Source organism: Clostridium sp. N3C (genome assembly GCF_900095445.1).
Lineage (GTDB): Bacteria > Bacillota > Clostridia > Clostridiales > Clostridiaceae > Clostridium_AU.
In genome coordinates, this window is record NZ_FMJL01000030.1 from 1 (window position 1) to 22,429 (window position 22,429).

The 22,429-nt window shown below is 31.9% G+C and carries 24 protein-coding genes; 8 read left to right on the forward strand and 16 right to left on the reverse strand.

Translation table 11 applies throughout. The features are described 5' to 3' along the window. A partial coding sequence (locus tag N3C_RS09065; protein ID WP_143312644.1) for a DUF4368 domain-containing protein occupies positions 1-465 on the forward strand: 465 nt, incomplete at its 5' end. A gap of 308 nt (positions 466-773) precedes the next feature. Beyond that, positions 774-1,235 (forward strand): Lrp/AsnC family transcriptional regulator, encoded by a 462-nt coding sequence (locus N3C_RS09075; protein ID WP_074365715.1) that lies wholly within the window; start codon positions 774-776, stop codon positions 1,233-1,235. Between the two features lie 165 nt (positions 1,236-1,400). On the opposite strand, the gene N3C_RS09080 is transcribed toward N3C_RS09075, so the two are convergent. Next, entirely contained in the window at positions 1,401-1,712 is a 312-nt protein-coding gene (locus tag N3C_RS09080) for a hypothetical protein (RefSeq protein ID WP_074365716.1), read from the reverse strand. Positions 1,713-2,178: 466 nt separating this feature from the next. Here N3C_RS09080 and N3C_RS09085 point away from each other — a divergent pair, with 466 nt between their 5' ends. Beyond that, positions 2,179-2,478, forward strand: a complete 300-nt coding sequence (locus N3C_RS09085; protein WP_074365717.1) for a carbohydrate-binding protein — start codon at positions 2,179-2,181, stop codon at positions 2,476-2,478. A 73-nt stretch (positions 2,479-2,551) separates the two neighbouring features. Here the strand turns inward: N3C_RS09085 and N3C_RS09090 are convergent, their stop codons facing one another. The 8 genes from N3C_RS09090 to pflB form a co-directional block, all read right to left on the reverse strand. Continuing rightward, positions 2,552-2,974 carry a hypothetical protein gene (locus N3C_RS09090; protein WP_074365718.1) on the reverse strand — a complete coding sequence of 141 codons (423 nt, stop codon included), beginning with the start codon at positions 2,972-2,974 and terminating at the stop codon, positions 2,552-2,554. A gap of 154 nt (positions 2,975-3,128) precedes the next feature. Beyond that, the gene (locus N3C_RS09095) at positions 3,129-4,118 is read right to left on the reverse strand and encodes a Na/Pi cotransporter family protein (protein ID WP_074365719.1); all 990 of its coding nucleotides are present in this window, start codon (positions 4,116-4,118) and stop codon (positions 3,129-3,131) included. An 80-nt stretch (positions 4,119-4,198) separates the two neighbouring features. Next, positions 4,199-4,417, reverse strand: a complete 219-nt coding sequence (locus N3C_RS09100; RefSeq protein ID WP_074365720.1) for a hypothetical protein — start codon at positions 4,415-4,417, stop codon at positions 4,199-4,201. 179 nt (positions 4,418-4,596) lie between these two features. Further along, complete coding sequence (queG, locus tag N3C_RS09105; RefSeq protein ID WP_074365721.1) at positions 4,597-5,508, reverse strand: tRNA epoxyqueuosine(34) reductase QueG; 912 nt, start codon at positions 5,506-5,508, stop codon at positions 4,597-4,599. A 139-nt stretch (positions 5,509-5,647) separates the two neighbouring features. Beyond that, positions 5,648-6,085, reverse strand: a complete 438-nt coding sequence (locus N3C_RS09110) for a LiaF domain-containing protein (RefSeq protein ID WP_074365722.1) — start codon at positions 6,083-6,085, stop codon at positions 5,648-5,650. Positions 6,086-6,182: 97 nt separating this feature from the next. Next, positions 6,183-7,115 (reverse strand): D-2-hydroxyacid dehydrogenase, encoded by a 933-nt coding sequence (locus N3C_RS09115; RefSeq protein WP_074365723.1) that lies wholly within the window; start codon positions 7,113-7,115, stop codon positions 6,183-6,185. Positions 7,116-7,188: 73 nt separating this feature from the next. Beyond that, positions 7,189-8,337 carry a DEAD/DEAH box helicase gene (locus N3C_RS09120; protein WP_074365724.1) on the reverse strand — a complete coding sequence of 383 codons (1,149 nt, stop codon included), beginning with the start codon at positions 8,335-8,337 and terminating at the stop codon, positions 7,189-7,191. 339 nt (positions 8,338-8,676) lie between these two features. After that, the gene (pflB, locus tag N3C_RS09125) at positions 8,677-10,908 is read right to left on the reverse strand and encodes a formate C-acetyltransferase (protein WP_074365725.1); all 2,232 of its coding nucleotides are present in this window, start codon (positions 10,906-10,908) and stop codon (positions 8,677-8,679) included. Between the two features lie 333 nt (positions 10,909-11,241). Between pflB and aroC the strand changes: the two genes are divergently transcribed. Further along, on the forward strand, positions 11,242-12,312 hold the full coding sequence (gene aroC, locus N3C_RS09130; protein ID WP_074365726.1) for a chorismate synthase: 1,071 nt from the start codon (positions 11,242-11,244) through the stop codon (positions 12,310-12,312). 63 nt (positions 12,313-12,375) lie between these two features. Then, positions 12,376-14,847 (forward strand): WG repeat-containing protein, encoded by a 2,472-nt coding sequence (locus N3C_RS09135; RefSeq protein WP_074365727.1) that lies wholly within the window; start codon positions 12,376-12,378, stop codon positions 14,845-14,847. 218 nt (positions 14,848-15,065) lie between these two features. Here the strand turns inward: N3C_RS09135 and N3C_RS09140 are convergent, their stop codons facing one another. Both N3C_RS09140 and N3C_RS09145 read right to left on the reverse strand, forming a co-directional pair. Further along, positions 15,066-15,269 (reverse strand): hypothetical protein, encoded by a 204-nt coding sequence (locus N3C_RS09140; protein WP_143312645.1) that lies wholly within the window; start codon positions 15,267-15,269, stop codon positions 15,066-15,068. A 343-nt stretch (positions 15,270-15,612) separates the two neighbouring features. Next, a complete protein-coding gene (locus tag N3C_RS09145) occupies positions 15,613-16,329 on the reverse strand; it encodes a TerC family protein (RefSeq protein WP_074365729.1) in 717 nt (238 codons plus the stop codon). Between the two features lie 145 nt (positions 16,330-16,474). On the opposite strand from N3C_RS09145, the gene N3C_RS09150 reads away from it, so the two are divergent. Beyond that, a complete protein-coding gene (locus N3C_RS09150; protein WP_074365730.1) occupies positions 16,475-16,738 on the forward strand; it encodes a thioredoxin family protein in 264 nt (87 codons plus the stop codon). A 50-nt stretch (positions 16,739-16,788) separates the two neighbouring features. On the opposite strand, the gene N3C_RS09155 is transcribed toward N3C_RS09150, so the two are convergent. Then, complete coding sequence (locus N3C_RS09155) at positions 16,789-17,103, reverse strand: hypothetical protein (RefSeq protein ID WP_074365731.1); 315 nt, start codon at positions 17,101-17,103, stop codon at positions 16,789-16,791. A 163-nt stretch (positions 17,104-17,266) separates the two neighbouring features. Between N3C_RS09155 and gltS the strand changes: the two genes are divergently transcribed. Then, positions 17,267-18,454, forward strand: coding sequence for a sodium/glutamate symporter (gene gltS / locus N3C_RS09160; protein ID WP_074365732.1), 1,188 nt, complete (start codon positions 17,267-17,269; stop codon positions 18,452-18,454). Between the two features lie 115 nt (positions 18,455-18,569). Here gltS and N3C_RS09165 read toward each other — a convergent pair whose 3' ends face one another. The 4 genes from N3C_RS09165 to N3C_RS09180 form a co-directional block, all read right to left on the reverse strand. After that, positions 18,570-18,827 (reverse strand): hypothetical protein, encoded by a 258-nt coding sequence (locus tag N3C_RS09165; RefSeq protein WP_074365733.1) that lies wholly within the window; start codon positions 18,825-18,827, stop codon positions 18,570-18,572. A gap of 114 nt (positions 18,828-18,941) precedes the next feature. Beyond that, on the reverse strand, positions 18,942-20,462 hold the full coding sequence (locus tag N3C_RS09170; RefSeq protein WP_074365734.1) for a VanW family protein: 1,521 nt from the start codon (positions 20,460-20,462) through the stop codon (positions 18,942-18,944). 156 nt (positions 20,463-20,618) lie between these two features. Then, on the reverse strand, positions 20,619-21,098 hold the full coding sequence (locus N3C_RS09175; protein ID WP_074365735.1) for an LURP-one-related/scramblase family protein: 480 nt from the start codon (positions 21,096-21,098) through the stop codon (positions 20,619-20,621). Between the two features lie 112 nt (positions 21,099-21,210). Continuing rightward, on the reverse strand, positions 21,211-21,453 hold the full coding sequence (locus N3C_RS09180; protein ID WP_074365736.1) for a hypothetical protein: 243 nt from the start codon (positions 21,451-21,453) through the stop codon (positions 21,211-21,213). 197 nt (positions 21,454-21,650) lie between these two features. On the opposite strand from N3C_RS09180, the gene N3C_RS09185 reads away from it, so the two are divergent. Continuing rightward, positions 21,651-22,412, forward strand: a complete 762-nt coding sequence (locus N3C_RS09185) for a protein-glutamine gamma-glutamyltransferase (RefSeq protein ID WP_074365737.1) — start codon at positions 21,651-21,653, stop codon at positions 22,410-22,412. Positions 22,413-22,429 lie beyond the last annotated feature (17 nt).

A 22,429-nucleotide genomic window follows, 5' to 3' on the forward strand; every position in this document is an offset into this window, starting at 1 on the left:
CCAGACCATGAACAGGAATTCATCCGTATAGTTATGAATAATTCAGAAAAGGAACTTGCCAAAGAACTCCGCCAAAGTCAAAAGGAGTATGAACAAGCACAGACTCGCATTGCTGACATAGACAAAATCATTCGAAAGCTATATGAGGACAATGTGATGGGCAAAATTCCCGAAGAGCGTTTTTACAAGATGTCGGCTGAATATGAAGCCGAGCAGAAGACACTGGAAGAAAGGATAATCAAATTAAAGCATACCATTGATGCAGCAAATGAACAGTCCATCAATACCGACCGCTTTTTAGCACTGGTTAAAAAGTACACAGAAATTACAGAATTGGATGCAGAGATTATTCGAGAATTCATTGACAAAATTATAGTATTCAAGGCTGAAAAGGTAGATGGCCGCAGAACCCAGCGGATTCAAATTTTCTATAACTGCATTGGCGCTATCGACTTACCAAAATAAACGAAAAAACGGCATAGCCGAAAATCTACGACTATGCCGAATTTTTCAGGAATTAATAATCCCTATCTGACCGCTCCAAATGAGGACCATTTTTTCATTATATCTTTATTATGTCCCATTAATTTTTCAAATGGCGTAACCCCTTCTTCTGAAAAATTTATTTTTGCCATGCTATCTCTCCTCTATAAATATATTTTCATCTCAGTTAATATTATATAAGTTATTACTTTAATATTGTATTTCAAATGACATATATTATTATTATTAATATATAATTTAAAACAATTATTAAAGGAGATAACTTATAAATGAAAAACGATAAAATAGATGTTTTAATTTTAAAGGAATTACAAAAGGATAGTAGATTATCTATAAGAGAATTATCAAAACGTATAAATCTTTCTCCACCATCTGTTTCTGAAAGAGTAAGGAAACTTGAAGACTATGGAATTATTGAAGGTTATTCAATTAAAATAAATAAAAAGAAAATAGGACTATCTATTGATTGTATAATTAAAGTAACTATGAAAAATGGAGAATATGAAAAATTTAAGACATTTATTAAGGATTATGAAAGAAGTGAATGGTGTTATAGAATTGCTGGTAACGGTTGCTTTTTAGTTAAATTATCCGTTGAGTCCTTAGAAGAAATAGAAGAATTTATAAATCATATATCTTCATATGCATTAACAGAAACTACAATAGCATTTTCCGAAGTACCAATTGATAATAGTATAGATAAATTTATAGAAAAAGCAAATTCTAAATAAAACTATGGTATTAATATTTTTAAATCTAATGGTAAAACTAATCTATAAAATTCATTAGATTGGTCATTCTGTTTTTTATAAGTATTTTATTTTTTCATAAAAAGAGACTGCTACACAATTAACAAATCAGTTAATTGTGTAGCAGTCTCTTTTTAACTTATATGTTTACCTTTTTTGTCTTACAACTTTTCTTTCCCAGGTTTCCAAAAGCTCTACTTCAATCCAAAGAGCTCTTGGAGAAGTAGCTTTAAATCTTCTTCCCAAAACTTTATAGAGACCATTTCTTAATTCTATTCTGTCTGCATTCATATAGATTTGTAAAAGTGTTGCATCTTTTTCTGTATCTAGGTCTTCATAACCACAATCTATAGTTGGTAAATCTTTTTGTTCTTTTATTATTCTTTCATTTATTTCTTTAGCAGTAAATAGCGGCTCTCTGTAACCTTTTTTGAAGAACATAACCCGGATATTACTCATGGCAACATCTCCCATATAATATTAAAAAATAGATAATCTCTTTACCTTAACAAATGGAGCTGGATATCTGGATATATATTACTTATATATGCAGTTAACTACTATATGGTTCCAAATTTAACTACAACGCCAAAATTAAATATGTATTATTTAATAATAATTATTATTGACACATTGTATAGTAAATGTTATTATATAACCAACAAGCTGAATTACAAACATCCCCTCATGTTGCTAAAAACACTTATGAGAAAAGACCTTATAAAGAAGTTCCTGTTATAGCAGGAGCTTCTTTTATTTTACTTATATATCCAACAGTATTTCGATGAAAAAGTACGCATATCTTATTAAAGAGGAAATATTTTTCAATTTACATACCTTCCTTATTTTGACACAGCCTTCCTTAGGCTCTAAAATTAAATTATAGATATTGTTGGTATTAAGTGAAAAAGAAAGGAAGATAATTATGGATACTAACTTAGTTCCTTGCAAAATTTCTGTTAGAGGTGATTATTACAGAGATCGTTACGTAAATAGTATAACCTTACATTATGGAATTAACGGATGGAATGATATTAAAGAAGTAAAAATGGAAAGGAATTTTTCAAACTACCCTGATGATCTCTTTTATCAAGCTACTGTATATGTACCAAAAGATGCCATTGTCGACTATGTTATTAAATACAACTTAGGTGAGCAAGGTATTCATTGGGACAATAACTTTGGTAAGGATTATCATGTAAAGGTATCCAATGATAATTTTTAAATTAGAAAAAATCATGGCGTAAAAACTTGTACCTTGTTCAAGTTTTTACGCCATAATGCTTTATTTAAAAAACTTATAAAGCTCTAGGACTTTTAGAAAAATCTACAGTAACGTAGATTTGCTGACCAGTAAAATTAATATCCCTTACTTTTACACCCTTTAAGCTATTGGATATAAGTTTGTCTACATCAATCTCTACCCTGTCATTATCTAATTTTATAAATTCATTTATTTTTTTACCGCCCATCTCGTTCATAAGGCCAAGCAGTACTTTTATGCCGCCCTTAGTTATAATATTGAAATAAAGTTTTCCATTTATGTAGCTATTATAAGACACTAATACCTTCATATCTGGAAAAAAGCGTCCCAAACTAACGGTAATCTCTATTTGGCTATCATTTATTAAGCTTATATTCTTTATTCTGTCTCTATTATACTCTAAATTATTATCCATAAATCCTAATACTTCTGTTATTGAAAGATTAATATATGCCATAGTTAAAACTCCCTGTTATCAGCATAGGAAGATATAATTCCACCTATTTACAATGTAATTATATTCTTAAAGTTATATTTTTTAAGAATCTCTTCCTTTAATTGTATAACTCTTTCAATTCAATTGCAATGGTTTATATCTATGATTAATAACCTTATCTACTATTATGCCAACTTTTATTTATTACAGGTTTATCAATGATAGCTTCAATAAATTTAACATATTGTTTATGCAGTGGCAGAAAAATTATAGCACTAAATATATTAAATAAAGTATGAGAATTAGCAATCTGAAGAGCTAAATCTGTACTTCCATTAAATTTTAATGTTATAAATTGCACCGCATTTAAGAATGGATTTAATAATAGAAGAGCTATTATCACTCCTATCAAATTATATAAAGTGTGGGCCCAAGCGGTTCTGCGAGCATTTATATTTCCTGTTAAACTAGCCATTTGAGCAGTAATACAAGTGCCAATATTATCTCCTAACATAATACATACTGCTGTTTTTAAATCCAGCAGACCAGAATTTCCAAGTACCAAAACCATACCTACGGTGGCGCTGCTGCTATGAACTGCAGCGGTAGCCAAAGCTCCTAACAAAATGCCTATAAGGGGGATAGAAGCATAACTTTTAAAAAAGTATCTCATTATTTCATTATTTTGTATATAGGGTATACCAGAATTTAATATTTTAAGACCTAAAAACATCATACCAAAGCCCATTATGGCGTTTCCAAGTTGATTAAATACATTCTTTTCACTAAAATAACTGATAATAAATCCTAAGCCTATAGCTAACATAGCAAGCTTGGTTAAATCCACCACAAAACTAAAAGCCATAAGCTGTGCTGTTATGGTGGTTCCTATATTAGCTCCAAATATTATTCCAATTGCTTGTGATAAATTCATTAGTTCAGCATCTACTAAACCTACAGTTATAACTGTAATAGCAGTACTGCTTTGAACAAGTGCTGTAATGATTATTCCTACTAAAAAGGACACCCATACCCGTTTGGTAAGGGCAGATAATAACTTTCGCATAAACCTTCCTGAAGCCTTTTCTAGCCCATCACTCATTTTTTCAACACCGTACATTAATAAAGCAGTACCGCCTAACAATCCTAAAATAAAATCTAACATAAGCTATAATTTATACCTCAACTTAAAAAACTTGATTTCATATAATTATACGCTGTTAGAATGAAATATATATTTAATTTTTATCTAGCATACCTTTTTATTGCAATGGTATATCTAGCTCCACAGCTAGGACAATAAATTATTCTTTCAAAACTTTTATCTTTTGGATCATGTTCTTTATCCTCAAATTCAAGTTTCATTTCATTACATTCAGGACATAAAAAATCGACATTTTTCGCATATTCTCCTGCAAAAACCTTTCCTGCCTCAATCCATTTTACTAATTTACTTGACCTCATATTCTTTACCTTCCTTCATTTCTATCTACCTTTTCTAAATATAACATATAATTACATAGGTATCAATAGATACACGACATTTTACGACATTTTTTTTGTTGATTGCTAGATCCCTCTTTGTTAGTCCTGAATTTAATGTAAATGATTGCAATTAAATTAAAAAAATTATAAATAATCTTTCATAAATCATCCTCAGAACTAATATCATTAATTATCTCGTGATTCCTAATAATTATTGACTTACCTCTCCAGCTAAAAGCTCTGTCCCTATACCTTCTTAGAAATTCCTTATTAGAAATCCCCTTCAGTTCTTCATAATCTATGTTAAACTTTAACTCTTGTCTAAAATCTTCTATAATAGTTTCTTGAACATTCCTATTGTGTGGGCAAACATCTTGACAAACATCACAACCCCAAATCAACTTATGTTTTTTTAAAATTTCTATATCTCTTTCGTTTAAATCCTTCTTCTTTTGAGTAATAAAAGACTTACATCTTAATGGATCTATAGTAAAATCCCCCAAAATAGCAGAGCCAGGGCACTTTCTTACACAACTAAAGCATTGATAACAGGTTCTATCTTGTGGTTCATCTGCTGGAAAAGGATAGTTATTTAATATATATCCTATAAACACATATGAACCGTATTTATCCGTAATAATATGTCCATTTATTCCAAAGAAACCCAAACCTGCCTTGTAAGCTAAATATCTATCCGACAAGGGTCCTGTATCAACAAAAACCTTATATTCGAAACCTTCAATATTACTTTTTAAAAACTGAGCTATGGCCTCCAGCTTTTCATTACCAATTAAATGATAATCCCTAGCAAAAGCATACTTTGAAATATTAGCCCCTTCCTTATGGCCTACAAAATAAGGAAATAAGCAGACAATTACAGATTTAGTGCCTGGCAATGATAAATTAGGATCAATCCTCTTTTCAATGTCCTTTTCCTCAAAACCACAAATATGTCCCTTCCCCACTTTTTCCTTCCAAAGCTTTTCAAAATCATAATAAGGACCTGGAGGAGCAATACCAACATATTCGATATCTAAATTTCTGCAAAATTCCATAAGTTTATCCTTCATTTTTATAACCCCTAACTTTTTTCACTTAGCTTTTTACTTATAGTTTGTTAAAAAAAATTTAAAACTAAGCAATCAATGGAGAATTTTTTGATATTTGAGAAAAATAAATAGATTTTTCATTTCCCTGGTAATAAATCTATTACTCTGGAATAATTTTTATATCACTGAAAAAAGCTTGAATTTTCACTTCTATATAAGGCTGTCCATCAACAAATCCCTTGGAAACATAATCAAAGCCTCCAATGGTAACCTCTCTGTCTCTAGGTTGATTCACATCTGAAAAAATTGTATTTATTTTTACAAGTATCGGTAAATGTTCAGGGACTTTAATTTTTGCATCGGAAAATATTAAATTAAGATTAAGACTTCTTGAATTTATAGGTGCTTTCATCTTAGTTAAATCTATCATGCCATCACTAAAAATCATTTTAATTAAGCCTTCAAATCCACTGGCTACTACATCTCTATCAGAAAATATAAGACTTCTTTTCTCAGCAAGAGTAGGCATAAAACTATTATCCCCTTCATTAAAATACCCATAACATTCTTCAGCTCTTTTTCCCTTTAACTTTTTCAAAACAAGAACACCCCTTTTGAAAAATTATCTATATAAAAATATTAACACATTTATATATATTCTATGGATAAAGCGAATAAATTTAACAATTTTCCTTTTAATAGCCTCTTTTAATATTAACTTTATTGGTTAAAACACTAATATCTTTTTCAAGCAATGATAAGGTTTCTAAAAAACACTTTACTCCTTCTTCTACTGTAGTTATAGCAGATATATGTGGAGTGATTTTTATTTTAGGATGACTCCAAAGAGGAGAATCCTTTGGCAAAGGCTCTATGTCAAATACATCTAGCACCGCTTCTTTTATAGATCCCCTTTCTAAAGCATCTAGCAAGGCAGATGTTTTCACTGTTTTTCCTCTACCTACATTGATAAATCCAGCCTTATTACTATTAGCAAATATATTCTCATCAAGCAGCTCAAAGGTATCATTTGTTAATGGCAAAGTATTTATTATCCAATTGGCTCTAGGTAGTTCCCTTTTAATCTCTTTAAACTTAATTACCTTATTAAAATGTAATTTAGGAGTACCACTTAAAGAAATACCTGTAATCTTGGAACCTAATAGACTTAGATTTTTAGCTAATTCTTGTCCTATTACTCCTGTACCTAAAATCAATATATTTTGCTCTTCCATAGATATAGGTTCCACAGACTGCCATAAGCAATTTTCCTGCTGTCTTCGAAATTTATCATGTTGCTGAAGGCTTGCTAGTATATAACTTAAACAATACTCACTTATCTTTTTGCCAAAGGAGCATATGGTTCTTGTTAGAAGTACGTCTTCCTTCCAGTGTCTTTGAAATAAAAATCCATCTACCCCAGCCCCTAAAGAGTGCACCCATTTTATATTATAGAAATCAAAATTTGCTGTTAGCCTAAAAGCTACAAAGGCATCAGCCCATTGTAAATTTTCCTTCCTTACCACTTCTTCCTCTAGAGAAAGTATCTCTTTATTAAGCTTTCCTTGAAGCTGCTCTTCTATTTCCTTATATAATCTTCCCGTTATTAAAATCTTATTTATCTCCATTCTATTTCTTCTCCCTTTTATGATTCATAAAAGACAAGAACTCCCCTACATACCTTGTAATTTTTATTAATTCCTATTCTTTTTTAGGATTTATAAGTTGCCCATTAAATATTTCTTTTTCTTCTATTTTAATTTTATAGGCTTTGCTAATAGCTTTAATTAATTTTACTTCCCTTTGAGAAGCAATAGTTATAGATACTCCTCTTTTTCCTGCACGTCCAGTACGACCAGCTCTATGTAAATAATCCTTTGGATCCTCCGGTACCTCTAAATTAAAAACATGACTTACACCTTTTATATCCAAACCTCTTGCAGCAATATCTGAAGCCACCAACAATTGCAGCTTCCCTAGCCTAAAATCCTGTAAAACTCTCTTTCTTTCTTCCTTGTGCTTTGTACCATGAAGTCCTTCTGCCTTTAGCTTATGATAGTTAAGCTTAGAAGATGTTTTTGCAATATCATAGCTCCTATTGATAAAAACTAGTGCCTTTTTTGGCTTCAAAGCATGTACTAGCTTTCTTAAAATAACGATTTTATCTCTTTCATCACATATTAAATAATAATGCTCTATATTATTATTAATAATTTCCTTGCTATCTACCTTAATTAATTCCGGTTCCTTCATAAATTCTTTAGCAATATCCAAGGTTTTATCTGGTATAGTAGCAGAAAAAATCATTATTTGTCTTTCCTTAAGAGTAGTTTTTATTACCGACTTTACCATTTCAATATTATTTTTGTCTAGAAGTTTATCTCCTTCATCAACCACTATGGTTTTTATGGTATGAGCAGATATTTTTCTTTTTTTAATCAGCTCTAATATTCTTCCAGGAGATCCTACAATTATGTGGGGTTTTTCCTTTAGCTTTTCAATTTGCCTGTTTATATTGGCTTCACCTATTATTGGTACAGAAGTCAAATTAGTGGCTGAGTTCTTAGACAAATTACCAATTTCATTATGTATTTGCATTGCCAACTCGTGGGTTGGAGCTAATATTATAGCCTGCATTTCCCTCTTACTTGCATCTAACTTCATAAATAAAGGCAGCAAAAATGCCAGGGTCTTCCCCGTTCCTGTGCCTGATTGCCCTATTAGATCTTTGTTTTCCAGCGCTAGAGGAATGACCTTTTCCTGAATTTCTGTAGGCTTAGTTATTCCTAATTTACTTAACCCCTCAACTAAATCACTACTTATTCCTAAAGTTTGAAATGAATCGATCATATATCATCATGCCTCCTAGCAATTATTAAATTTACTTATTCAACTATAACTGTTATCAAGGAAAGTTTCAATACAATCTAGTTTGCATTATAGAAATCTCCATATTAAAATAGATTATCTTATATACCATATATTTATCTTTCTTCATAATCATTAAATTAATTATCAATGTATCAAAAATGAAGTGTAGCTTATCCTAGAAATCTTAAGCCTTATAATAGGCTTTTTAATTGATCTTGAATAACATTCAAACGATTAATTTGAACATAATAGATTCAAAAAAACTCATCAGCACACATAAAAAAAGGAACCTTGTAAAAACAAGGCTCCCATAAAGAATTACATTTTGTCGTGGAAGGTTCTGCTTATAACTTCAAGCTGTTGTTCTCTTGAAAGTCTGTTGAAGTTTACAGCATAACCGGAAACTCTGATTGTAAGCGTTGGATACTTTTCAGGGTTTTCCATAGCATCTTCTAAAGTTGCTCGATTTAATACATTTACGTTTAGGTGATGAGCTCCCTGTACAAAATATCCATCTAATATGCTTACTAAGTTATTTATTCTTGTTTCAGCAGTCTTTCCTAATGCATCTGGAACTATGGAGAATGTATTTGAAACTCCATCTTCGCAGACATCTTTGTAAGGTATCTTAGCTACTGAGTTTAGTGAAGCTAAAGCTCCTTCGACATCTCTACCATGCATTGGGTTTGCTCCTGGTGCTAAAGGCTCTCCAGCTATTCTTCCGTCAGGAGTTGAACCAGTCTTCTTACCATAAACTACGTTTGAAGTAATTGTTAATACAGATAGTGTATGCTTAGCATTTCTGTAAGTTGGGTGCTTCTTAAGTTCGCTAGAGAACTTCTTAACTACTTCTACAGCTATTTCGTCAACTCTGTTGTCGTCATTACCGTACTTAGGGAATTCTCCTTCTATTTCAAAGTCTACAGCGATTCCATCTTCTCTTATTGGTTTTACCTTAGCGTACTTAATTGCGCTTAAGGAGTCAGCTACTACGGACAATCCAGCTATACCGAAGGCCATTAATCTTTCAACCTTAGTATCATGCAATGCTAATAGCCCTGCTTCATAAGCATACTTATCATGCATGAAGTGAATTGTGTTCATAGTATTTACATAAAGCTCTGCTACATATTCTAATACCTTGAAGAAGTTTGCTTTTACCTTTTCGTAATCAAGCACTTCATCTTCTATCTTATCTATACCTTTAATTACTGTCATACCCTTCTTCTTCTTTTCATCCACTCCGCCGTTTATAGCGTATAGTAAGGACTTAGCAAGGTTGCATCTTGCTCCGAAGAACTGCATCTGCTTACCAACCTGCATTGCGGATACGCAGCAAGCTATAGCATAGTCATCACCGTAAAGAGGTCTCATTACATCGTCATTTTCATACTGAATGGAGTCTGTTAATATAGACATTTCTGCACAGAACTTCTTAAAGTTCTCTGGAAGATCTTGTGACCATAGAACTGTCATATTTGGTTCTGGAGCAGGTCCTAAATTAACTAGAGTGTGTAAGAATCTATAGGAGTTCTTGGTTACTAATGGTCTTCCATCAAGTCCTACACCACCAATAGCTTCAGTTACCCAAGTTGGGTCTCCAGCAAAGAGCTCATTGTATTCTGGAGTTCTTAAGTGTCTTACCATTCTAAGCTTAATTACAAACTGATCGATAAGCTCTTGAGCTTCTTCTTCTGTTAATAATCCATTTTGTAAGTCTCTTTCAATATAGATATCTAAGAAGGTGCTAATTCTACCTAGTGACATTGCTGCACCATTGTTTTCTTTAACTCCTGCTAAATAACCAAAGTATACAGCTTGCACTGCTTCCTTAGCATTTGCAGCTGGTTGAGAAATATCTACACCATAGGAAGCGGCCATATCCTTTATAGCTTTTAGGGCACGGATTTGCTCTGAAACTTCTTCTCTTAATCTTATTAATTCATCAAGCATATCGCCCTTTAGGTTCTTTAGATCCTTCTTCTTTTCTTCTATTAAATAATCTATTCCGTATAGAGCTATTCTTCTGTAATCACCTATTATTCTTCCTCTTCCATAAGCATCTGGAAGTCCAGTTAATAATCCAGCGGATCTAGCTGCTCTCATTTCTTCAGTATAAGCATCGAAAACACCGTCGTTATGAGTTTTTCTATATGCCTTAAAGTACTTAGCAATATCTTCGTTAAGCTTATATCCATAAGCCTCTAAGGACTGTTCTACCATTCTCATGCCACCGAAAGGATTAACTATTCTCTTTAATGGAGCATCTGTTTGGAAACCTACGATTACTTCATTTTCCCTGTCTAAATATCCTGGCTTAAAGTTATTAATACCAGAAACTTCATTAGTTTCAACGTCAATGATACCCTTCTTGATTTCTTCTACAATAAGCTTTGATGCCTTTTCCCAAACCTTCTTTGTCTTTTCTGAAATGCCAGCAAGGAAGCTCTTGTCCCCTTCATATACAGTATAATTCTTTTGGATAAAGTCTCTTACATTAATGCCTTCTGTCCACTCACCAGTTTTAAATCCTTCCCATTGCTTAAACATTTTTACCCTCCTCATATATATAAATTTTAATTTTCACATATTTAATTTGCAGGTACTTTGTTTTATTTTTGACAATTTATATCTCTTAATACACTTATATTATAATATTATTATAACAGACTGTCAATCAAAATGATACAGTTTTTTTATCGCCCTTATTTTAAGGATTTCAATGTATCATTTTAATATTTTAAGTTGTGATACAGTATATTTTAAAACAATTGTTAATATTCAATTAATAAATTGTAAGAAAATTATACCATAAAATTATAGACTATTTGGATAATTAAAGAGATAATATTATAAACACAATTTTTTATTGGAGGTCGTAAAATGAGTGGAATTTGGGGCAAGAAAATACAATATTCAATTTTTGGTGAATCTCACGGACCAGCTATAGGCATTACTATCAGCGGGCTACCTGCAGGTATTAAACTAGACATGGAGCATATAAAAAAGGAAATGCAAAGACGAGCTCCTGGTTCTAGCGATCTTGTAACACCAAGAAAAGAAGAAGACAATGTGGAAATCCTTAGCGGTTATTTTGAAGAACATACTACCGGTACACCTTTATGTGCTATTATTCGCAATAAAAACACTCAATCTAAAGATTATAGCAATTTAAGATATGCTATGAGACCAGGCCATGCAGATTATAGCGGCAGAATGAAATATCAGGGCTTTAATGATTTTAGAGGTAGCGGTCACTTTTCTGGACGTATAACCGCAGGACTAGTTTTTGCAGGGGCTATAGCTAAGCAAATCTTAAAGAGCAAGGGCATTGAAGTAATTAGTCATGTTCATAGCATCCACACTATTAAGGATAAACCCTTTGACCTTACTGGTATATCTAAAGAATTATTTGAAAAACTAGCTAATGCATCTTTTCCAGTAATAGATGATAATATAGCGGAAGAAATGAAGCAATGCATAAGAAAAGCTAAGGAGGAACAGGATTCTGTAGGTGGCGTTGTAGAATGTGCAATTTTAAATGTTCCTGCTGGCGTTGGAGATCCCTTCTTTGACTCCATAGAAAGCACTTTAGCCCATTTGCTTTTCTCTGTGCCAGCAGTTAAGGCTGTAGAATTTGGTAAAGGCTTTGATATAAGCACTATGAAGGGTTCAGAAGCAAATGACCCTTACTATATAGACAATGGTTCCATAAAAACTTCCTCTAACAATAACGGAGGCATAATAGGAGGAATAAGCAACGGCATGCCAATAATATTCCGCTGCGCTATAAAGCCTACCGCCTCCATAAGCCAAGAACAAAAAACCGTAGACATTACAAAAATGGAAAACACCACTCTAAAAGTAGAAGGAAGACATGACCCCTGCATAGTACCAAGGGTTCTTCCTGTAATTGAAGCAGTAAGTGCTTTAGCTATATTAGATAGACTTTAGTAATCACAATTTCACCTATATCATCATAGTATATAGGTGAAATTATTTTTTAGGAGCATTAATTTGCAAGAGAATTTAAATGAACCATTAAATAATCTCAAAACCATTCTTCCATCAGGAGCTGAACTAATTTATCTCACTTATCCTAAAAAACAGGAAGCTATTATTATGGTAGACTTTGATGGAGATGAGGAGGTAGAGTTAGTTGTAGCCTACAACCTGCAAAACACTCCATATGTTTCTATGCTAAAACAGTCTAATAATCAATGGCAAATAGTGCACACTATCCAAGGAAAGGGTTATAATCTTCTTTACTATAAACCTTTAAATATTACATCGAAAAAAAACAAAGACTTAGTATTAGGTTGGCAGATAGAAGAGGAAAAGGCCTTGCTTACTATTTATCAGTGGACTGGTAAAGAACTTAAAGCAATGACCACTACTCATTACAACAAGATGGATATAGAAGATATGCCTAGTAATAAAGGTTGCGATGGCAATTTAGAGATAGCCCTGTGGAATAAACTTTTTGCTAATGCCTATGAGATAGAGGTCTACCGTTGGCACAAGGATAAATTAGTTCCAGCCCTAGATGTGTATCCCTACTATTTTAAGAAAGTATCAAGGTACTACCTAGCTATGGTAAAACAAAAACCCTATGCTGACTTCTATTGGTATCATCTTGCAAAAGCACAGTTTAAAGCAGGACTTTTCAATGAGGCTTTAAAATCTATAGATACCGCCTTAAGTTTACATCTAATCTACACTTCAAAAGAAAAACTTATGGCATTAAAAAAGCTCATACTGTCAAAGGTAAAAACTAAGGATATAAATCTTTATAAAGCTCCACTTATAACTGTTTCAGGTAAAAAGTACGGCTATATAGATAACACAATCAGCTTTGTTATTAAGCCTATATTCAACGAAGCTATGGATTTTCAACTTAACGGCCTAGCAGTAGTTAAACTAAAGGATCTCTACGGCATAATAAATACTAGTGGTGATTTTATTATACAGCCTGAATATAGCTATATATCGGATTTTTCTGAAGGTTTAGCCATAGCTATAAAAGAAGACTCTTTCTTAGTTTTAAATGAAAATGGAAAAATACTTACTACAAAACCCTACAACTATATCAGTATTTATAGAAATGGAAGAGCTCTATTCAGCCAACAGGATGAAGAAAAGGGATTTTTATATGGGTATCTTGATAGAAATGGTAAAGAAATAATTCCAGCCCAATACATCAGCGCTTCTGACTTTGTAGATGGAAAAGCACTAGTGCAAAGAGAGCAAGAGAAATTTGAGCTCATAAATCTAAATGGTAATGTTCTTTATAGCTATACCTACCCCTTTGTAGGACACTTAGGTGAAGGTTTTCTAAGCTTTAAGGAAAGCCCTTCCGGTAAATTTGGCTATATAAGAGAATCTGGTGAAATAGCGATTCCCACTCATTATAGCAGCGTAGAAGCCTTTAAACATGGCAAGGCAGTGGTAAACCTTAGCGAAGATTTTCTAGAAAATAAGTACGGCTTAATTAACACTAAAGGACAGTTCATTATAGCTCCTATTTATAATGACATAATTATACTGAATGAAGACAGAATTGCTGTTGGAAAAGCTATTGATAAAGAGAAGCCTTATTACGGCTCCATATATGCTTTAGCTGATAAGGAGGGTAATTTTCTTACAGACTTCAAATATTACAACATATCTAACTTTAATGAAGGTGTAGCTTCTGTTTATGATGATAAATTCACTTTCTTTATAGACCGTTATGGTAAAGTAATGACAAATCTGCCTATAGTAGAAGGAAGGGGTACTCTTTCCATAGTAAATTCCTTAATTGCAGCTAATATTGATCAACGCTTATCCTATTATAGCATGTGTGGAAAACTCCTATGGGAAGAAAACAAAATTATTCCACTAAATAAACAGTATAAGGTAATAGTGAAAAAGTATAAGCCTAATAAGGATTACCTTGTTTACTATCCAAGAATTGAAGGAATGGCTGACAAAAATTCAGAAAGGCTAGTAAACACTAGATTAAAAGAAATGTCCCAAGTAAAACCTATAAGCCCCTTAGCACAATTAGACTATAGCTATACTGCTGATTTTAACATTTCGCTATTTAAAAATAAACTCTTAGTATTAGAGCTTTATGGCTATAATTATCCCTTTGGCGCTGCCCATGGAATGCCAAGCAAAAACTATGTTCACATTGATTTAGTCACCGGTGAATTTTACCAACTTGAGGATTTATTTAAAACAAGCATCGATTATGTGAAAATACTTAGTTCCATAATTGAAAGTGAAATAAAAAATAATCCGGCTTATTCCTATATATTTCCTGATTCCTATACCGGCATAAAAGCAGACCAACCTTTTTACCTCGATGAAAATAATCTATATATTTATTTTCTCCCCTACGAGATAGCACCTTACGCTGCAGGCTTTCCTACCTTTAAAATAGCCTTTGCAGATATTATGAATCTCATAGATGTAGGGGGTAGCTTCTGGAAATCTTTTAATTAAAATTATCTTTATAACACTGTATTTTTATATATAACCTCATACTTTCTCATAAAAATCAGAACATTTATTTATAAAGGTACAAAAGGCTGTATTGCAGCTATGCTACAATACAGCCTTTTGTGTAAGTTCAAAATTCAATTAAGATAAATTTCAAACTTTTATATTCATTAACACATCCTAATACGGTATACGATGCAAAATTTTTATTTTACCTGCTGTTAAAACTTACAATTCCCCGGTCTTAGTTCAAGATTTTTCATATCAATCCAATAAACTCCTTCTCCGTCTGTTACACAAGCCTTGCTGTGTAAGTAGTCAAATTCAGATATTTTAACTTTTAATATATTAACTATATCTCCATTATTAAATTTACCATAAGGTTCTCTTATCTGTCCTATTACTCCGCTCATTTTAACTCTCATAGGCATTTTTACCTCCATAAACTTCCTTATTAATCAATCCCCTCATTAAGTTATACGTTTACATTTCGTAAAAAATTCTATTGTTCTTTTTAATTTTTTTCCCTTTAAATATGTAAATCTTAAAAGCTATGCTAACATTGATTTTACGGTATAAATTATATCACACTTCAATATTTATATTATTAAAGACTTCTAAAAATGTTATTAAAATTTTCTTAATTTCTTACTTACACAGCCTGCATATAGACTTAATACCAGGAAGATACCTTTATACTTATGCAGGCCAAATTCCATCTATAGTCAATAATATAGTCATAGAGCTTATATTAATTTAATATGTATCTTATGAAACTTTCGAAATTTTTTCCTTGCTTACATCTGCCCTAATTTTTTGATTTTTAACCTTATTATATCCATACAAGATTACTGCTACAGCCGCTGCCATTTGCAGCAATATTTCAGTGCTATGAGTAAGATGTATATAGTGCTTAAATAAATTATCTTCCATAATCATTTTTACCGAGGTAAAAGCTAAAATTGATCCACCTATGTATACTACCATAGGTATCTTTTGCATTAGCTTCATTACAAATTGACTTCCAAAGAATATAAAAGGGACGTTAAGAAAAATCCCTATTACTATTAAACTTATATTACCATCGGCAGCCCCTGCTATAGCTAAAACATTGTCAAGGCTCATGCTTACATCCGCAAGTATTACTGCTATTACCGCATCCCAAAATTTTTGTGATGACTTGCCATGATACTCTTCTTCTTTTTCTGTTGAACTTATCAAATCCCAAGTTACTTTAATTAATATAATTCCTCCAATTAACCTTAAAGGAATCCATCTTATGTTTAAAAAAGCTGATATACATATTGCAAAGTAGATTCTAAGGGCTATGGCACCAGTAACCCCAATAATCCCTGCTAACTTTGCAGACTTTGGTGGTAAATTTCTAGTAGCTAAAGCTATAATACCGATATTATCACCACACAATACTAAATCCAACAGAGCAATTTCCATGATCCCTAAGACTAGACCTATATTAAGCTTCATGTAAAACTCCTTTTTAATAATACATCCAATTATATTTTATTAATAAAAGTGCTTTTTATGATACATTAACATTTATAAAATGTATAATTTAATTATTGAGGTTGGATAATTTAATATACAGCATATTGAAAGGTGTGATATTAAAATGGAAGAAATTACTATGTTTATCCTAGCAGGCTGCCCCTACTGCCGAAAAGCTCTGTCTTGGATGGAGGAACTAAAAAAAGAAAATCCTAAGTACACTAATATTCCAATTAAGATTATCGATGAGAGTAAAGAGGCTGATTTAGCAAATCAATACGACTACTATTATGTGCCATCCTACTACATAGGTAATGAAAAGCTTCACGAAGGTGCTGTTAAAAAAGAAATAATTCAAAATATCTTTGAAAAAGCTTTAGAAGAATAATAAAAAGGTGCAGGAGTCATTTTCCTTGCACCTCTAGTCACCTATCCATGTTAAAGTTGCCCTTCCACTTTTTCTAAAAGTTTCATAAAATCCACTTCATTTTTTCTTTCTAAATAGAGATTTAGCAAAGCTCTATTATTCATATTTTCATAGCCCTTATGACCCTTAGCTAATATTTCTGTAAGTATGGACTTATATTCTTCCCTTCCCTCTTCTAAGCTTTTCATTATTTTATTATAGGTATCCTGAATTAATTCCTCTATTAAAACATCTCTCAACTTTTCCGTATAACTTCTTAAATATTCTTGCACTTCCTCTGGATAAGCAAAAAAATCCCCCTCCATTAAATCCCCTATATTCAACATTGCTCTATCACCTCAAATAATCATTATCTTCTAAATCAAAATTAAAAAGACTATAAATGTCATCTTCATGTACTATTATAACTTTTTCTACATTAATGTATAATCAATTTTTTTACTTCTAAAACTAACATAGATATGATTTTGCTTCACTGGAGGATTTGTTATGCTAATAAAACTTGACATTATTCAAAGTCTTTCCTTATCAGTAGTAATTTTTTTAGTAGGAGAATTTTTCAAAAACAAAGTATCAATGTTAGAGAAGTTTTCTATACCATCACCGGTCATTGGTGGAATCCTATTCTCTATTATAGCCCTTTTAGGACACATTACAGGCTTATACGCCTTTGAATTCGATGAAACTTTACAAAGTGTTTTATTGATAGCCGCCTTTACCACCATAGGCTTTTCCGCCAGCTTAAAACTACTAAAAAAAGGCGGTATACAAGTAGTTACCTTCTTAATTTTAAGCATTATATTAGTATTTATTCAAAATCTATTAGGCGTTGGATTAGCAAAGCTCTTCAACCTTCACCCTTATATAGGTTTAGCAGCAGGATCCACTGCTTTAGTAGGTGGGCCAGGTACTTCAGCCGCCTTTGGACCTATCTTTGAAGCTGCAGGTTTAAAAGGAGGGACAGCTGCAGCTATGGCTGCTGCAACTTTTGGCTTGGTAATGGGTTCTTTAGTAGGAGGACCGGTTTCTAAGTCACTTATAGATAAATATAATTTAGTTGAAAAATACGTTGAAAATGAGGAAGAAAAAATTCTTAGTAGCAAAACAAGAAAGTTAGATAGTAATTCCCTACTGCACTCAACAGTTCTCATCGTAATTGCTATGGGTCTTGGCACTATCATTTCTAATTGGCTTAAAAGCTTAGACTTTACTTTCCCATCATATATAGGTGGAATGTTAGCCGCATCCTTAATACGTAATATTTTAGACTTGACTGATAGAAAAATCATTCTTGAAGAAATAGAAGTAATAGGACATATATCTTTAGTTTTCTTTCTCTCAATGTCCTTGATGTCTCTTAAACTATGGCAGCTATATGAATTAGCCTTACCTATGCTAATAATTTTAACTATCCAAGTATTGGTTATGGTTATATTTGCCTACTTTATTATATTTAAAATTATGGGGAAGGATTATGATGCAGCAGTAATGAGTGCTGGAGCTTGCGGCTTTGGACTAGGTGCCACCGCTAATGCCATAGCCAACATGGAAGCACTGACAGAAAAATATAATGTTAAGGCTATGAGAGCTTTCTTTATAGTACCTCTAGTAGGTTCTTTATTTATAGACTTTTTCAACGCCTTTGCCATTACACTTTTTATGAACTGGTTTAAATAAATTATAGCTTAGAAGAAAAGGAATAATTAATTCTTAATACATACAAAGGTATTATGAAAAGATAATCTAAAAGCATCCACAGATTTGTCTAAGCAAATCTATGGATGCTTTAAATTTAAGAATAATTTTCTTTCACCCAATTTCTGATATCCTCTGCAATTCTCTTGTCTTTACATTCAATAGCTATAGTGGTTGTTTCTTCATCATCATCAATACGGCCAGTAACTTTTATATCCTCATGATTTTTATTATCGCATAGAATCATTCCATTGGTGGTTCTAGTTTTAGGAATTAAATGAAAGCTTTCTTGAACTCCTCTTATAATATCATCATAATTTTCCATGGATTCCAATACAATGGTTGTTCTATCCATTCTCATCACCTCATATATGTTCTTACCATAATATTATTTGTCAAGCCGTATCTTTTATTCTAAGCCTTAAGTAATATATAGGGTGATTTTCACTATGTTCTTCAATATCCTTACTTATTGAGCAACTTCATTACTTTGATCTTTTTCAACAACAGTAGCAGTATTATTATCCATATTTTCAACTTTGGTATCATCTTGTGTTTCCACAATATCCTCAGCCTTTTTTAAAGTTTCAACAGGGTCTTTATTCTCCTCTACTACTGGGTTTGCCTTTTTAGTTCCTCTCAAAACTTGTCCATCTACTGGATAATAATAATCATTAGATATAAGCTCTGTATTTATCAATTTTCCATTTTCATAGGTATTTCTATATACTTTAACCTTATAACCTGTTGTACCAGATTTAACAACCTTTGTCTCACCTTCTAGCAAATCATTAGAATCAGTATAGTTTATTTTAGGTTGAATTGTAGCATATACGTCAGTAGATAGCTCATAAGTATACTTGCTTAATTCTTTATTAGAATATATATTGAAGTACACATTTCTATTTTGGGTATATCCCTCAATATAAATTGGATAATTTAAGGTATTAGTAAATTTATAGTCAATATTGCCCCAATCCACAGTAGCATCTAAACCTTTTGGTACATAAGAAAGAACCAAGGTGTGATTTTTTCTTTCTGTAGCTTTAATACCTGCCTTTAACATTGCATTATATAAAGTACTTGAAACCTGACAAATTCCTCCACCTAAGCCGGATTGAACGGAATCTCCTATGATAACTCCTGCATCCTTATATCCTCTTTCTCTAGTACGCTCACCTACAGCTTCATTAAAACTAAAAGAATCTCCTGGCATTAATATAGTACCATTTATAGCTTTTGTTGCTAATTCAATATTATTCCTTCTGTTTGCATTAGAGGAGGAAAAATTAGTGCTGAAGCTAGATATTTTTGTATTCATTTTCTCAAGTTGAGCTTTGCTTACATCTGGTTCAGTAACTTCCAATGGTGCTTCAATCCGTACAACTTGTTGTGATAAATCACTATTTATACTATTTAAAATAGTTTCCTTAAGTTTTTCTCTATTTAAAGTTGTCCCATTTACGCCTTCAGTAATATTAATATTACCAGATTCAATAGTAATTTTCGCGTTTACCGGTTGTGAATTTACTTCCTGTTCTATCTTATCTAATAATTCATTTACAGCCTCTGCATCATATTCAAATGAAAGCTTATATTCTTTCTTTTTTCCATTCTTAATTAAAGAATATCTTGAGAATATATTCTCATTCTTACCATAATCAAAGGCTTCTTTAATAGTTTCCTCTATATTATACTTTGTATCTAGCTCACTGTAATCTAAACCATAAGACTTGTCCCCTGCAATAATTTTAATTTCCTTCGAAATCAGATTTTGCTCATACTTTTCTTCTATTAATCTTTTTGCTTCTTCTAAACTTTTACCACCTACATCTACCCCTTCTATATAAACACCAGGATAAATAATATCATTCCATTTAGACTCCGTAGCATAAACATGAACCACTGGCAAGGATGTAATGGTTAAAGCCGCTAATATTGCAAAAATAACTTTCAGTCTCTTTTTTTTGATATTTTTTACTTTTTTCATTTTATGTCGTCCTTCCTATAAACATTATATATTATATATACCACAGAAAAGGACAATAAGTTTTCTTTTTAAGAATAAATTTTTTAAATTTATAAAAATAATCTCAAAATCCAACAAATAAATGACGAATTTTGAGACTCTTTAAATTTTTATCTTTTATTCTTTATTATCGTGAAAGATTTGATCTATAGCTATTGCCAAGGATAAAATAAAAGGATAACTCTCATTGTCATTTATACTCACTTCATAAGTATCACTAAAGGCAAAAGCTTTCTTATAAATTTCCGCCACCAAAACCCCATTCCTGAAAATTCTGAAATTATAGGCAAAAATATCTCCTTCAATATAAAAGTCTCCGTATCGACTTTCAATTCTTAACCTTGGTTTAAAGAAAGAAAACTCCTTTTTCAATACTGCTGATACAATACCATTTTCATATATTAAATACTCTGGCAAAAATCTAAAAATCTTTTCCTCAATATATACCAGTTCTCTATCATCCATGCTATATAATCTAAGTTTATTACCAAAACTGAAAACTTTGCCCCTAACCTTATATGCATCATAGCCATCAATATCTTTAATTGTAAAATCATCTCCAAAACTAAAAATCTTTTCTCTAACATAAAAGATCATTTTTCCACCTCCTTATATATAATTTTATCATCACTCAGAATTAGCGTAAACTCGAAAGTACTGTAAATTAATAAAGTCCGCCTCTACATTTTGTAGCGGCAGACTATGGATATTAATGATCACAGCAATGACTTTGACATTCACACTCGTAATCATCATCAAAATCGTCTAAATCATCATCTTGGTTTATATTTATGATGTTTGTATTTTGAGCTGCCCCAGCTACCCCTGCAGGGCTTGTTGCAGCTGCCAATAGCACCCCTAGAATCAAAAGTAATAAGCCCCTATTTCCTCTTCTAGAGCTTCTTACAATCTTATGACATCGACAACAGCAATGTCCATGACGCCTACTCATTTTTCTCCTCCTTTTGTTTAAAAATTCATCTGCAAAATATCTAAAACTTCACCACTTTATAATATATTATTCTGACATAGTGAAATTTGTACCAAGGATAGCTTTTGGCAAATATGCTACTTAGTGAATATTTGTGAACCGTCCCTCCTTAAAAATCATATACTATTATGAATAAAACTGTAAACGGAGGATTAAAAATGATATTAATCAAAAGAAATATGATAAGCAAAAGAAGCCTTATTCATTTTTTTCCACCAGATAGCTTAGAAGTTAAGATCTTATCTAAGATTTCAGATTCTAATGAAATATATCAATATGATCATGTTAGCCAATTAATCTTTGAAGTAGACCTTAGAAACAAAATAATTAATGCATCAAGAAAGCTTAACGCTAGTGGCTTTAAATTCAGAACCTTTAAAAGTGCCTTTTGCAATCCAGAATACTGGGAACTTACTAATAAAGGCGGCTTTCTCCTTAGAAAAGATAGAAACCCTTCTGACGCTATAGAAGATATATTCCAACAAGGTAGCAAATACGGAACAGAATGTTCTACTGCCATAACCATTGTTTATTATAAAGCGCTTCTAGATATATATTCTAAGGAATTATTCGATGCTTTCTTTCAAGATCTTTACCTTATGAATTGGCATTATATTGCTCATAATTTAGATATAGTAACCTACAAATATTTATTAGATTATATTCCTGGGGACTGCAGGTATGTAGAAAATCCAGATTATGACCCTAAAAGATCTGAATTTAGAGGCCAAAATCTGATAGACTTAGGTGATGGCACTTACTATGGTCATGGTACTGGTATCACAACCTTAGAAGAGGTAATCAATCATTTAAATAGGCATAGAGTGGATTATCCATCCAGATCTGCCTTCTTAAAGCAATCTGCCACCAGACCAAACTTTATACACCTAGCTAATATCTATTTAAAACATGTGACCTAAAGAGCTACTATAAATGC

Coding starts and splice junctions, on each gene's coding strand:
- queG (WP_074365721.1), bottom strand. CDS start 5,508: ATGAAGGATAAACTTATGGAATTTTGCAGAAATTTAGATATCGAATAT.
- N3C_RS09145 (WP_074365729.1), bottom strand. CDS start 16,329: ATGAAGCTTAATATAGGTCTAGTCTTAGGGATCATGGAAATTGCTCTG.
- N3C_RS09150 (WP_074365730.1), top strand. CDS start 16,475: ATGGAAGAAATTACTATGTTTATCCTAGCAGGCTGCCCCTACTGCCGA.
- N3C_RS09165 (WP_074365733.1), bottom strand. CDS start 18,827: ATGGATAGAACAACCATTGTATTGGAATCCATGGAAAATTATGATGAT.
- N3C_RS09155 (WP_074365731.1), bottom strand. CDS start 17,103: ATGTTGAATATAGGGGATTTAATGGAGGGGGATTTTTTTGCTTATCCA.
- N3C_RS09095 (WP_074365719.1), bottom strand. CDS start 4,118: ATGTTAGATTTTATTTTAGGATTGTTAGGCGGTACTGCTTTATTAATG.
- N3C_RS09080 (WP_074365716.1), bottom strand. CDS start 1,712: ATGAGTAATATCCGGGTTATGTTCTTCAAAAAAGGTTACAGAGAGCCG.
- N3C_RS09185 (WP_074365737.1), top strand. CDS start 21,651: ATGATATTAATCAAAAGAAATATGATAAGCAAAAGAAGCCTTATTCAT.
- N3C_RS09170 (WP_074365734.1), bottom strand. CDS start 20,462: ATGAAAAAAGTAAAAAATATCAAAAAAAAGAGACTGAAAGTTATTTTT.
- N3C_RS09175 (WP_074365735.1), bottom strand. CDS start 21,098: ATGATCTTTTATGTTAGAGAAAAGATTTTTAGTTTTGGAGATGATTTT.
- N3C_RS09075 (WP_074365715.1), top strand. CDS start 774: ATGAAAAACGATAAAATAGATGTTTTAATTTTAAAGGAATTACAAAAG.
- gltS (WP_074365732.1), top strand. CDS start 17,267: ATGCTAATAAAACTTGACATTATTCAAAGTCTTTCCTTATCAGTAGTA.
- N3C_RS09085 (WP_074365717.1), top strand. CDS start 2,179: ATGGATACTAACTTAGTTCCTTGCAAAATTTCTGTTAGAGGTGATTAT.
- aroC (WP_074365726.1), top strand. CDS start 11,242: ATGAGTGGAATTTGGGGCAAGAAAATACAATATTCAATTTTTGGTGAA.
- N3C_RS09180 (WP_074365736.1), bottom strand. CDS start 21,453: ATGAGTAGGCGTCATGGACATTGCTGTTGTCGATGTCATAAGATTGTA.
- N3C_RS09140 (WP_143312645.1), bottom strand. CDS start 15,269: ATGAGAGTTAAAATGAGCGGAGTAATAGGACAGATAAGAGAACCTTAT.
- N3C_RS09090 (WP_074365718.1), bottom strand. CDS start 2,974: ATGGCATATATTAATCTTTCAATAACAGAAGTATTAGGATTTATGGAT.
- N3C_RS09120 (WP_074365724.1), bottom strand. CDS start 8,337: ATGATCGATTCATTTCAAACTTTAGGAATAAGTAGTGATTTAGTTGAG.
- pflB (WP_074365725.1), bottom strand. CDS start 10,908: ATGTTTAAGCAATGGGAAGGATTTAAAACTGGTGAGTGGACAGAAGGC.
- N3C_RS09115 (WP_074365723.1), bottom strand. CDS start 7,115: ATGGAGATAAATAAGATTTTAATAACGGGAAGATTATATAAGGAAATA.
- N3C_RS09100 (WP_074365720.1), bottom strand. CDS start 4,417: ATGAGGTCAAGTAAATTAGTAAAATGGATTGAGGCAGGAAAGGTTTTT.